The sequence below is a fragment of the Rhodococcus sp. D-6 genome (genome assembly GCF_040256695.1).
In the GTDB taxonomy this organism is placed as follows: Bacteria; Actinomycetota; Actinomycetes; order Mycobacteriales; family Mycobacteriaceae; genus Rhodococcus; species Rhodococcus pyridinivorans.
In genome coordinates this window covers 1-12,018 of record NZ_CP132972.1, presented here as the reverse complement: position 1 = coordinate 12,018, position 12,018 = coordinate 1, and the positions used below count along the sequence as shown (strand labels likewise).

The 12,018-nt window shown below is 65.9% G+C and carries 10 protein-coding genes; 2 read left to right on the top strand and 8 right to left on the bottom strand.

The features are described 5' to 3' along the window. Positions 1-201 precede the first annotated feature (201 nt). Positions 202-1,488 (top strand): DUF1173 domain-containing protein, encoded by a 1,287-nt coding sequence (locus RBB84_RS25100; RefSeq protein ID WP_350247806.1) that lies wholly within the window; start codon positions 202-204, stop codon positions 1,486-1,488. A gap of 130 nt (positions 1,489-1,618) precedes the next feature. On the opposite strand, the gene RBB84_RS25095 is transcribed toward RBB84_RS25100, so the two are convergent. Both RBB84_RS25095 and RBB84_RS25090 read right to left on the bottom strand, forming a co-directional pair. Then, entirely contained in the window at positions 1,619-1,801 is a 183-nt protein-coding gene (locus RBB84_RS25095; RefSeq protein ID WP_350247805.1) for a hypothetical protein, read from the bottom strand. Between the two features lie 220 nt (positions 1,802-2,021). Continuing rightward, positions 2,022-3,302, bottom strand: a complete 1,281-nt coding sequence (locus tag RBB84_RS25090) for a recombinase family protein (RefSeq protein ID WP_350247804.1) — start codon at positions 3,300-3,302, stop codon at positions 2,022-2,024. 172 nt (positions 3,303-3,474) lie between these two features. Between RBB84_RS25090 and RBB84_RS25085 the strand changes: the two genes are divergently transcribed. After that, positions 3,475-5,415 carry a CehA/McbA family metallohydrolase gene (locus tag RBB84_RS25085; RefSeq protein WP_350247802.1) on the top strand — a complete coding sequence of 647 codons (1,941 nt, stop codon included), beginning with the start codon at positions 3,475-3,477 and terminating at the stop codon, positions 5,413-5,415. Positions 5,416-5,612: 197 nt separating this feature from the next. Here RBB84_RS25085 and RBB84_RS25080 read toward each other — a convergent pair whose 3' ends face one another. The 6 genes from RBB84_RS25080 to istA all read right to left on the bottom strand — a co-directional run bounded on the left by RBB84_RS25080 (position 5,613) and on the right by istA (position 12,018). Further along, positions 5,613-6,959, bottom strand: a complete 1,347-nt coding sequence (locus tag RBB84_RS25080) for an endonuclease/exonuclease/phosphatase family protein (protein ID WP_350247801.1) — start codon at positions 6,957-6,959, stop codon at positions 5,613-5,615. A 73-nt stretch (positions 6,960-7,032) separates the two neighbouring features. Further along, entirely contained in the window at positions 7,033-8,568 is a 1,536-nt protein-coding gene (locus tag RBB84_RS25075; protein ID WP_350247799.1) for a hypothetical protein, read from the bottom strand. A gap of 2 nt (positions 8,569-8,570) precedes the next feature. Further along, the gene (locus RBB84_RS25070) at positions 8,571-8,825 is read right to left on the bottom strand and encodes a hypothetical protein (protein ID WP_350247798.1); all 255 of its coding nucleotides are present in this window, start codon (positions 8,823-8,825) and stop codon (positions 8,571-8,573) included. 227 nt (positions 8,826-9,052) lie between these two features. Then, complete coding sequence (locus tag RBB84_RS25065) at positions 9,053-9,439, bottom strand: hypothetical protein (protein WP_350247797.1); 387 nt, start codon at positions 9,437-9,439, stop codon at positions 9,053-9,055. Positions 9,440-9,631: 192 nt separating this feature from the next. Then, a complete protein-coding gene (istB, locus tag RBB84_RS25060) occupies positions 9,632-10,411 on the bottom strand; it encodes an IS21-like element helper ATPase IstB (RefSeq protein WP_114651940.1) in 780 nt (259 codons plus the stop codon). Next, positions 10,408-12,018, bottom strand: a complete 1,611-nt coding sequence (gene istA, locus RBB84_RS25055) for an IS21 family transposase (protein ID WP_350247795.1) — start codon at positions 12,016-12,018, stop codon at positions 10,408-10,410. The genes istB and istA overlap by 4 nt, the downstream gene beginning before the upstream one ends.

The following is a 12,018-nucleotide window of genomic DNA, read 5'->3' as shown; positions in this document are numbered from 1 at the left end:
CTCGCGCCACGCCCGGCACCTCCAAACCGTTGGTGAGGACGCCGGCCGCAGCCCACACCGCGGCTCACCACCGCCCTCTTCAACGAAAGGCACCCACTCGGCCCGCAGATCGGACACCTCGGGGAGAAAAAGTGGAAAAAGTTGCAGACGGACCGGGCCGCCGGCGTCCGATCCACGGGCCCCACCGTTGCCTTTCTGGATATGACCACGACACACAGCGCACCGGCACCAGCCCGGGCAGACCATGCAAGCGACCACGACCGTGACCGGCAGACCTTCGAGCTCTACGGCCGCCGGATCACCCACACCAACCACCCCGACGTACAACAGCTGCTCGCGGCCGCGCACACCGACCGGATCCGGCCCCTGTGCCTGTGCCGCCCCGACGGCGTCGCCATGTACGTCGCCAAGATCGGGCCCGAGAAGTTCGTCATCAAACGCATGCCCGACACCGGTCTCGAGCACACACCCCGATGCGCCTCGTACCTGCCGCCCGAAGAGCTCTCCGGGCTCGGGCAGGTCCTCGGCTCGGCGATCACCGAGGAAGCCGACAGCGGCCTGACCGCCATCAAGCTCGGGTTCCGCATGTCCAAGGCCGAACGCGCCGCCCCGGCCGGCGCCGGCAGCGGGGGAGTGGCCGACTCCGTTGCCGCCGACCCCAACCGCCTCACACTGCGTGCGGTCCTGCACTACCTGTGGCAAGAAGCCGACCTGGCGACCTGGACGCCCGGCATGGACGGCAAGCGCAATTGGCGCATCGTGTCCTGGTACCTGCGTCAGGCCGCCCGCGGGAAGTTCACCAAGGGCAAGCCGCTCGCCACGAAACTCTATGTCCCTGAACCGTTCAACGTCGAGAAGAAGACCGAGATCGCTGCCCGCCGACTGTCCGCGTGGGCGCCGCTCCAGCAGCACGGCTCCGCGCAGCAGTTCATGATGCTGATCGGCGAGCTCAAGGAGATCGCGTCAGCCCGGTTCGGACACAAGCTCGTCATCAGGCACCTGCCCGACGCGCCGCTGATGGTCGACGACACCCTCCTGGCGCGCCTCAACAAGCGGTTCGGGGACGAGCTCGAGCTGTGGCAGAACAACGACGACGGCCACCTGATGGTGATCGCCACCTTCTCCGTCGGCCGCGCCGGCCTGGCCACCGCCGAGGAGATCTCGCTCGTCATGACCGACCGCAACTGGCTGCCATACGAGTCGCTCCTTGACAAGCTGCTCCTCGACACCGCGCTCGACGCGCGCCGCAGGTTCACCAAATCGCTGCGCTACAACCTCGCCCCCGACAAGCCCATGGCCTCCCTGGTGTTCACCGATACCGAGACACCCACCGCGGCGTTCCTGCTCACCAGCGACGAGGACCGCGAGGTCGCCGCCCAGATCGCCGCCGACACCGGCACCGAGGTCTGGGCCTGGGTCGTTACCGAGGACATGCCACCCCTGCCGCCCGTCGCGGAGCACCGGCACACCACACCCAGCGACCAGTGAGCACCACCATGTCGCGCCGTCGACCAGAAACTGTCGGTGCCGACAGGCACCATCACCTCCAGAGACCAACCCAGGAGACCCCCTCGGAGGAATCCATGGCCCAGACGCTGCGAACCCAGCCCATCGCGTCCTACGACAACGCCAGGGACCCGGCGCCGATGACGCTCAGTGCCGCCGCGGTCGTCGACCGGATCTGGGACACCACCCGGTGGAAACCGCTCGTCCTGGTCTCCTGTGTCCTCGACGACCGACCGAAGGTGAGCCTCGACCGGCTCAGCTCGGCGATCGGGGACGCGGCCGAGATCCTCGTCATCACCGCCAGCGAGGCGTGGAGCCTCCAACGCCGCGTCCCCCGCGGTTTCGAGGCCTACGGCGGAGCCATCCGCGTCGTCCTCCCCGACGCCACCGAGGACGACCCGTCCGAACGACACCCCCTGTTCTTCACCTTCGACAACGACAACCCCGCCGACACGGTCTCCCGCATCTCCTCCTGCCTGACCCGCAACGGCTTCACCCGCACCAAGAGCGAGCAATCACCGAAGCCGGCGGCGACACCGCGCCAACAGCGCCGCGCCCAGAAGCTCCACCAAAGGGTTCCTATTGGACCCCATGACATCGACAACGCCGAGATGTGCGACAGCGCCGGACCTGTATGGGTCCGGCGTTTTGTCGTTCAGCGTCTCCTCGACGAGTTCGCGACTGGCCTCCAGTGCGGCGCCGAACACGGTTCGCTCGCCGGTGGCCGTTGCCTGGTCGTTGGGCGGATCCTCGGTGATGTCGATGTAGATCCGCGAGAACCATGCCTGGTTGTAGCGTCGTCGGTCTTCGTCGATGAGCTGGTGGTAGGCGAGTGCTGGGTCTGCGATGAGGTCGAGGACAGCGGTGAGGGTGGCTTCGGTGTCGATGCCCGCCCGTTCGAGGGCCTGGAGTTCGCCTTCGAGATTTGCCAGCTGGCGGGCGAGCGCCTCCTGCTTCTCGCGGGCGATATCGGTGGGAACGGCGCCCTCCATCGCCCGTTCCGCCCACTTGTAGCGGTCACGTCGGACCTTCTCGATCCGGCGCTGGAGGGTGGTGGTGCTCTCCCCAGCCGAGGTGCGGATCGCGCTGAGGTGTTCGATTAGGCCGGCGCGAATCTGCGGCAGGGCCGAGGTCTGCCATGGCTGCAGCTCGTGCTTCCAGAGGGTCTCGACGGCGGCTTCGATCCGGTCGATGCTGATGTAGGGGGCGTCGCAGTCGTTGGCCTTGGTGTGGTGGCCGGTGCAGACGAAGTACTCGTAGCGGCCACCGCGTCCACGGCTTCGCGAGTAGACCATGCGGGATCCGCATCGCCCGCAGAACAGGGAGCCGGAGAGGTAGTGGCGGTGCTTGCGCTCCCGATTGCCGCCGGCGCGGTTGCCCGCCAGACGGTTCTGGACAGCGCTGAACACCGGCTCGTCGATCATCGGCTGATGGTTGCCGGGGTACTCGACCCCGCGCCAGGTGACGAAGCCGAGGTAGTAGCGGTTGGTCAGCATCCGATGGACGTGACTGCGCTGGAGTGGTCGCTCGGCTTGATTCGCGGTCGCGCGGATGGTCAGACCGCGGTCGTTGAGCATGTCCGTGAGGGTGGCGATGGTGATATCGGGATCCTCGGCGTATGTCTTGAACGCCCAGCGCACGTGTTCGGCGCGGTCGGTGTCGATCTCTACGTGACGGGTCTCCTGGCCGTTGACGAGTGCTCGGACGTTGAGGTATCCGATGGGTGCTCGTGTGGGGGTCCCTCCGCCCCTGACCTTCTCCTCCATCCCCTTGACGACAGCCGCAGTGGCTGACATCCTACGGTCGGGACTCGACTCGGCCTTGCTTGGCCTCGGCCACACGGGCGTGGCCGATTTCACTCCAGACGATCTGCATCTTCCAGATTGGCTACAGCTTCGATTCGATTAGGAGAAGGGAGATTCCGCCATGTGTTGCGAAGATCACCTGGTCCCCCCACAAATCCAAAAAATGATTGCGGCCTACCAAGAGTCTCAATCAACCGGACGCTACGATTTCGATGCCGAGCTACCTCCACCTGTGACGTTGTTCTGGAAATACATCGACCGTTGCGACATGGCTCGATGGCTCGATGCCTTCGACAGTCTCTCACGGGGCGACGGCATCTGGGCTGACTGCGTGAATGGGATCATCAGCTTCATGGAAGATCCGTTGCCCCCAAATACGGCCGTACTTCGTGACGGCCGGCTGGTCCTACCACCTCGGCTACCATACGTGATCGATCGCCAAGCGACCACATACGACGTCTTTGTTGCCGGAACGCCCCACGCGCCAGGAACGGTATCGACCCACGAGGTCAGCTTCCAGTCGCCGGTCCTGCATGTCCAAGGCCATCAGGCGACCGCGGCCGAGCCGATCGAGTCCAGTCGTCTTCTCTTAAGAGCCGACGATATCTCACGATGGACTGTGGTTGACGATCGCGGCGGAGCTTGGTTCCCCGAAGGTGTTCTGATCAAGTACGATGCTCATCGGCAGCCATATTTCTATGGAGACGAGGTCGAGATTGATGTGCCTACATCGGATTTGACAGTCCGAGTTAGCCGTGGTCCAGAGTATCGCACGGTTTCGCATTCCGCACGGCCCGCTGCCGGCGAGGTGCTCACAATGGACCTGAGTCTTGAGCGGATCGAAAATGACGCTCGGCGAGGTTGGTACAGCGCTGATCTGCATGTTCACTTGAACTTCATAGGAGGCCAGATCTGTTCGCCAGCAGATGCCATGGCTGCGCAGGCTGGTGAGGGTCTCGATCTCATGAATGTCCAGGCGGCCAACGCATGGGGAGCGACCGTTTATGAACGAGAGGCATTCGAGCATTATGCTGGAAGACAGGTCGAAGGGGTCGACGGAAGGCTACTGACGTGGGGATATGAGTACCGCAACGACATGTTCGGCCACTTCCATACCCTCATGCCGGAAGAACCACCAGCTATCTATCACACCGGGCATGCGGGATCGGATCAGCCGCACGACTGGCCACCCAATGCAGTAGCCGCACGAGAAGCAAAGGAACATGCAGCGACGGTTGGATATGCGCACCCCGTCTTCTGGCCGATAAGCGACGACGTCAATCCCGCGTTCGAACCGCACAGGGCACGCCTGCCGGTCGCACGAGAACTGGTAGCCGATGCTGTTTTGGGTTTGGTCGATTCCGTCGACATCGGTCAGCCGGCTCACATCGACGGAGCCGAGCACCTCTACCACCGGCTGCTGGGCTGTGGCCTGAAGCTGGCGGCTACTGCGGGCACCGATGCAATCTTGTCCCACAAACGCGGATGGTTCCAGGCAAATCAGCCTGGCCTGTACCGCTGCTACGCCTACCTGGGCGAGGATCGACTCTCGGTTGAGGCATGGCGCGAAGCCATGCGAGCCGGTCGCACGTTCGTCACCAGCGGCCCATGGCTCGAACTGGAGGTCGACGGCAGGATGGTCGGTGACACCGTAGACATCGCGGGACCCGGAAAGGTGCGCGCGACGGTCAGGTGTCAAGGCGACGATGTCGAGTATGTGAGCATCGTTGGGCCCGGCGGAACGCTTGCGACCGTCGAAGTAGGACGCGGCCAAGAACTCACTACGCTCACCGCCGACGTGCATGTCGCCCAACCTTCATGGCTAGCAGCGGTGGCACGCGGCGGGACGGTTCAAACTTGGGTCGGTGAGCAACCTCAGGCATATGCCCACACCAGTCCAGTGTGGGTTACATTCCAGGGCCAGGCGGTCGCGAACCCGCAAGATGCCCTTTGGTGCGTGGATTGGCTCGACAAGTTCGAACAGCTGGCCAGAGAGGAAGGCAGCTTCGCAGAGCCCAAACAGCTTGAGGATCTGGTGGAAATTCTCGACCAAGCACGTTACAAGTATCGGTCGATAGCAACGCGCAGGGACATGACAGGATGACCAGATCCGAAGAATTTTCGCAGGCCCACCGAGGAATGGGACGCTGGGGCGACCGGATGGTCAGTTGCCACCAGCATACTGAAACTCCGATGGCAGATCTCCATGAGTTCGCGCAAGGGACGGCGTCACGGCGACTAGCCGAACTCGCACGTGAAGGGAACAGCAGTCATGGCCGATTCGTTGCAAGTATCCATTGTTCAGCGCATGTACGACGCCAAGGGTGACCTCGACGTCATCAGAACTGTCATCTCGCCGGACGCCGTCTGGGACGTTACCGACGGATTTCCTGACGGAGGATTGTATGCCGGGTTAGATAGCATCCTCAACGAGTTCTTCTCCTTTTTCGCGGAGTTTGAAGAGTTCTGGGCAGATCCGGAAGAGCTTTTCGAGATCGGTGACCCCATGGCCTGGGAGGCGTCCTCGCCGGACGGCAGCTTCTCGCGGAAGGCGTCATAGCCGCGGACCGCTGAGCGCATCCGGGGCAGCGAGACACTCTCGACCTCGTTGAGGGTGATGAAGTCCGGCGACGGTTTGGCGAGCGCGTGCACCCCGGGGTTGAAACCCGCGTCGGTCTTGATGTTCGCGTTGGCGACGGTGACGGTGCCGTTGACCGCGCCTCCCGAGGAGGCGGAGATGCTCGTCGGCATCACGCCCAGGTCGGCCGCGCCGGGCTGAGTCGGCGTCGAGCCGGCCAGCTGCACGGTGGTGTGGACGAACGGGTGGTCGGTGTACTTGTGCGCCTTGTCGTTGGTGCTCTCGTCCACCACGGTCCCGGAGAAGGTGGCGCCGGGGCTGCCCATGATCCAGTCGATCTGCTTGTCGGTGGGGTTGGCGGCCGACCACCCCGACGCGAGCGACAAGAACAGCCGCTTGAACCGGGCCTTGTCGTTCATGTCGCCGGTCAGGAACAGCGGCGTGTTCGGCTCGGCTGCCTGCAGCTTCGTCAACGCGGTGGCTTCGGCGCGCACCGCCTTATCGCGCATCGCGTTCGTCCCGCCGACCGCCCCGGCAGGGTTGTGGGTGTTGAGAACCCAGATCGACCCGAGCCCCGTCGTGGAGGTGAACCTCGCCATCGGCACCTGGATCATCGGGCCGCCGTACCGGATCGACACGTACCGGGTCTCGTCGAGCTTCCAGGCCGAGGGCTGATAGGCGATCGCGTTCGCGGTCGATGCCTTCCCTCGGCCGTTCTTGCCCTCCACGATCGCCCAGCCGCCGTTGGTGGCCTTGAGGAAGGCCTGTGCCTGCTGCGGCTCGAACTCCTGGAACCCGATGATCGAGGCCCCAGAGCCGCTGATCTTGGCCACCATGTTCGGCACCCGCTCGCTGTAGGGCCGTTCGCCGGGGTGTGGGTTGCGCTTATAGTGCGAGGCGCCGCGCCAGTTGAGCGTGCCGATCCCCATCGACCCGCCCGCGGTCGAGTTCACCGTGGTGCCACATGCGGCGCGGACCGACTCGATGCTCGCGCTCCCCATGCCCAAGACGAGCAGCAGCAGCGGAGCGATCAGCACCAGCGGCAGGCCGAGCAGGATGCCCTTCTTCATGTCAACGGCCTCTCGGGTCAGCCGTCGAGCAGGCACAGGTTCGGTGCGAAACCGTCAGAAATCCGGGGAACATTCACACTCCCGGATCAATCGCTTCGTTGGTGTAGGTAAGCCGCTTCTCCAGTGGGGTCAGCAGCGTCTGGACCTTGTACCGCTGGTCGCCGACCATCCACAGGGCGCGGCCCTTCTCCTGCATCGCCCAGTTAGTGATCACGCCCTGCTGCATCTCAGACAGGCCCATCAGGCGGCCGAGCTCGTCGGCGACCGACTCGTCTTGGCCCATGAGGATGCGGACGTCGGAGAGGTTGAGCAGGTCCTTGGCGATCTGTGCGGCCTGGCTGCCCTGGTCGCCGGCCGAGAGCGGGTCGGACGGCTTGTGGTAGGTCACGAGCTGGATGTCGCCCTCGGTGCGGGACAGCCGCAGGTTGGCGTCCAGCGCCTCGACCGCCTCGAGCGAGAGGCGGGTCTGCAACCACGCCTCGTCGCGGAGCACGATCCGGCGATCGCCCGCCGATGCGGCCTCTCGCATGCCCTGGCCCCAGGAGTTGAGGCACATCAGGGCGATCCCGACCGCGACCTTGTTGCCGGTCTCGTGCAGCGAACGCAGCGACAGAGTCTGGATCGGCTTGCGCCAGTCCGGCTCGAAGGTCGACTCGGTGTCGAACATGCCCTGCAGAGAGCCCTCGCACAGGGCCCCCAGGGCGTCGCGCAGCGGGCGGGTGCCGTTGAAGAACGCCTGCTCGCTCTCATAGCGGCAGTCGGTGACCAGGTCCTTGGTGGGCGAATCCAGGGCTGCCCACACCAGCGGGATGGTGACCGGCTTGAGGCGGGACGCCCCGGCCGACCAGCCGGTCAGGTGCCGCAGCACCTTGTTGATGACCCGTTCCTCGGTCGGACTGAAGACGACCCCTTGGGAGGCGACCAGGCCGCGGATCAACATGAGCCAGCGGTTGAAGATCACCGTGGCGCGCTTCTCCTGCTCCTCAGCGGTCTGCTTCTCCCAGTCCGCGCCGAGCGGGCCGAGGTCGAGCGGGTTGATCCGCCCCGGCAGGCCGGGGCCGATGCGGAACGGCGTGACGCCGAGGAAGTTCGCCAGGTCCTCGTACTCGTCCTTCACATCGCCCAGCACCAGCGAGCGGTAGCCGAACTTGATCATCCGGATCATGAACGCCTTGACCGTGGCCGACTTGCCCCGGCCGGGCTTGCCGAAGATGAAGATGTTGGGGTTGGTGACCGGGATCGAGTCGTCGAGCACCCAGCCCATCGGGTCGCAGTAGAACTTGCCGCCCGACAGGACGTCGTAGCCCATCTCGGCACCCCACGGCGGGAGCCCGTCACCGGAGATCAGCGGCCACAGGACCGGGGTCTCCTCCGAAGTCATCTGATAGCCGGCCAGGGGCGGCATCGTGGGCGACCACCCATGCCCCATCCGGCGTACGCCGCTGCTCTTGACCGTGTGCGGGAACAACTTCTCCGCCGGCGGCGTCGGGGCCGGGGCCTCCTTGCGCGGCATCGTGGTCCCGAAGTCCGCCAACAGGTCGTCGATCGTGCGCGACGCCGGCCGCGCGTTCTTCGCCCCGCCCCGAGAGCGAGTCTTGGTCGCAGCCACGCTCACCACTCCCCCGCGGTCACGTGCGGCGCGCCCGCTCGTGCGTGATCAAACGCGAGCGGGTCGATCACCCTGTCGTGCCGCGAGAGGTGGAGGGGCTCGCACCCCGCGAGTTCGTCCAGCACCGCCTCGTACCCCTCGTGCGGGTCGATGACGACGACCGGCCAGCTGTGTGTCGCAGCGGCGCCGAGTCGTGCCGTCAGGGCGCCCTTGCCGCGGCCCGGTCGGCCCAGCACCGTCATCTGTGGCGGGATCACCCCGCCTCCGGCAACGCGAGAGGCAGGCCGCCACGGCTGTGCTGCGGCGACGGGCCCCGTGGGCGCCAACTCGTGCAGGCGACCAACAAGCGGGGGCCGAGTCGGGCTCGGTCGGTTCCTCGAGTGCGTCAGGGGTGTCTTCATGTTCGAGAGAAGCAACAGCCCGGCCGCCAGATCGGACATCTGGCGGCCGGGCTCTTGGAACTGCTGCCTGTTCTACCTCCACTTCATTGAGGCCAGCGGCTCCACAACGGCGCGTAGGCCAGCGCCCACACGAACCAGACGGCAGGGACGCTGGCGGCTGCGAGGAGGACGACCCTGATCTTGAGCGACCATCCGAGAGCCGCCCAAGACGAACCGAGGCGCTTCATCGCTACGAGCAAGGTGGCGAGCGGCGCCATCATGAGCATGGCCAGCACGCTGAGCGCCAGCGGGACGTACGCCATGCCCGCGGTGGCGTCGCCGTCCGGGTACTTCGCCCACGCGACGACGTAGGCGCTGGCCCACACGACGACGGCCACGCCGCCAGCACGGGCGACGTTGCGCGTCCAACGGTCGAGGTTTGGGGAGGCCCCGTGCGGTGCGGGGACCGCCGAGGCACCGGGAGTATTCATTGGACTTCTCCGTTCTTCGGGTGGTTGTGCCTGAGAGAAGCAACAGCCCGGCCCTCAGATCGGACATCTGAGGGGCTGGCTTCGAAGGTCTGGTCCGACACCACTTGTAGGTGGGTTCTGACACCACTGAGACGTGATCTGGGCCGGCGATGGTGGTCTCCGTCGACACCACTTCGCGCACATGGGCGGCGGTCAGGTTGTGCGCTGCTTTGCGGCTTGGGCCAGGCGGTAGGAGTCGGTGCCGGTCTCGAGGATGGTGCCGCCGAAGGTGAGTCGGTCGACGATGGCCGCGCAGAGCCTGGGGTCGGTGAAGGTCTTGGTCCAGCCGCCGAAGGACTCGTTGGACGCAATCGCGACCGAGGCCTTCTCCTCGCGCTCTGTGAGGACCTGGAACAACAGCTCGGCCCCGCGGCGGTCGAGTTGCATGTAGCCGAGTTCGTCGATGCAGAGCAAGTCGACGCGGCCGTAGCGGGCGATGGTCTTTGCGAGCGTCATCTCGTCGGCGGCCTCGACGAGCTCGTTGGCGAGCTGGGTGGCCAGGGTGTACTTGACCCGGTAGCCGGCCATGGCAGCCTCGGTGCCGAGCGCGATCAGCAGATGGGATTTTCCGGTGCCGGAGTCCCCGATGAGGCACAGCGGTTGCCCCTTCTGGACCCATTCGCACTTGGCGAGGGTGTGGATCACGGCGGGGTCGATGTTGGGGTTGGCGTCGAAGTCGAAGGCCCGCAGGGACTTCTCGCGGGGAAACTTGGCGGCCTTGATCCGTCGCTCGGAACGGCGTCGCGCGCGGTCGTCGCATTCAGCGAGCAGCAGTTCGGCGAGGAACCCGCGGTATGACATCTGCTCGCGTCCGGCCCGGTCGGCGTAGTCGGTGAACGAGTTGCGGATGGTGGGCATCCTCAGCATCCGGCAGGCCTGGTCGATCGCCGCGTCGGCTGCTTCCTCGGTCATCCCTCGGCGCTTGGTGGTCACGGTGCGGCTCCTTCGTTCGGCGGGTCACGGCGGTTGGCCAGCAGCTGGTCGTATTTGTCCACGCTCGGCAGCGGCCGAGTGTCGGTCGGGATTTGGGCGCGCAGCCGCCGCTCGGTCAGCGATCGCACGGCAGGGGTCTCGGCTTCCTCGTGTCCGTCGTCGACAGTCAGGGTGGTCGGGTGGTTCGCTGTCGTGTTGTCGGCTTCGCCGTCTGCCGCCTCGTTGTGCTTGCGTGCTTCCAGTGCGACGGCGTCCGCGGTGAGCGCGCCAACGCGCAGCGCTGTCGCGAGCCCGGCGACGACGTGTTCGTGTGGAAGGTGCCGGTGCAGCATCAGGACCTCGATCAGGGCTCGGGTGCCGTCGCCGTCGCCGTGGGCCTTGCAGGCCGCGGCCCACCAGGCGTCGTGAACGGGTGTGAACCTCCCCGAAGCCCGGGCCTGTTCCAGCGCTGTCGCACCGGATAGTGCGCCGGGTTTGCGTAGGAGGACCTCGAGGTAGTGGTCCAGGTCGACCCGGGCCGAGCCCTTGGTCATGAGCCGTTCGTGGCGGGCGATCTCGGTCTTGCCGTCGAACACGATCAGGTTGCTGGCGTTGAGCAGCACTCGGGCTTGACGGCCGACCATGCGCGCGGGGACGGAGTACTTGTTCATCCGGACCGTGATCTGGGCGTACCTGTCCACGCGTGGGGTGAACCAGCGGCCGGTCTCGAACGGCTCGTTGGGAAGTGGCGCGAGCAGTGGCTGCTCGGTGGCGAAGTGTTCCCCGACCGTGCGGGCGCGGGACCCGATCCGCCGAGTGTCGTCGGCTTCGTCCCAGGCATCGACCATGGCGTTGAGCTCGTCGAGGGAGCCGACTTCTGGGATGGGGACGAGGTGGTTGCGGCGGAACCAGCCGATCTGCCCCTCGACGCCGCCCTTCTCGTGCGCACCTTGGATGCCGGGCTGGCAGTAGAACGCCTCAATGCCGTAATGGGAGCGGAACGCTGTCCACCTGTCGGCCTCGACCCGCTGACGGGAGAACCCGATCACGCTGGCAACGGCAGCCTTGAGGTTGTCGTAGCGGATCTTCCCGGTCGGCACCCCGCCGAGGACCCGGAACGCGTGCGCGTGGCCCTCGAAGAAAGCCTCCTGCCCGGCGGACGCACTGATCCTGTGTGCGGCCTTGCCAGAGTATGAGAGTCGCAGACTGAACAACGTGCAGGTGACGAGTTCACCGCGCAGCCGGATCGCGACCTCTCCGAAGTCGACCTCGGCCTCACGGCCGGGCAGGTGCTCCTGCGGGATGAACGTGTTCGCGGGTTCCCGACCCGCTTCGACCCGGATCTCGCGGCGTCGGGTGGCGACGTACTCGCGCACCATCCAGTACGACACATCGGTGGCGTGGTGCTCATCCAGAAGCCGGTCGAAGATCCGCTTCGCGGTGTGCCGCTGCTTGCGGGGCGCGTCCAGGTCGGCACGCAGCCAGTCGTCGATGACGTCTCGGTACTGGTCCAGCCGTGACCCGCGCTTCGGGGGTGGCTTCCGCTCCCTCGGCCAGGCCGACTCCAGCGCGGCGACCACGGTCCGGTAGCCGACGCCATGCTTGCGTTGCAGCGCACGATTCGACAT

Bases quoted from the DNA above. Each gene is read 5' to 3' on its own strand.
- istA (WP_350247795.1), bottom strand. From the start codon at position 12,018: ATGTCGAATCGTGCGCTGCAACGCAAGCATGGCGTCGGCTACCGGACC.
- RBB84_RS25090 (WP_350247804.1), bottom strand. From the start codon at position 3,302: ATGTCAGCCACTGCGGCTGTCGTCAAGGGGATGGAGGAGAAGGTCAGG.
- RBB84_RS25080 (WP_350247801.1), bottom strand. From the start codon at position 6,959: ATGAAGAAGGGCATCCTGCTCGGCCTGCCGCTGGTGCTGATCGCTCCG.
- RBB84_RS25065 (WP_350247797.1), bottom strand. From the start codon at position 9,439: ATGAATACTCCCGGTGCCTCGGCGGTCCCCGCACCGCACGGGGCCTCC.
- RBB84_RS25095 (WP_350247805.1), bottom strand. From the start codon at position 1,801: ATGACGAGGATCTCGGCCGCGTCCCCGATCGCCGAGCTGAGCCGGTCG.
- RBB84_RS25085 (WP_350247802.1), top strand. From the start codon at position 3,475: ATGATTGCGGCCTACCAAGAGTCTCAATCAACCGGACGCTACGATTTC.
- RBB84_RS25100 (WP_350247806.1), top strand. From the start codon at position 202: ATGACCACGACACACAGCGCACCGGCACCAGCCCGGGCAGACCATGCA.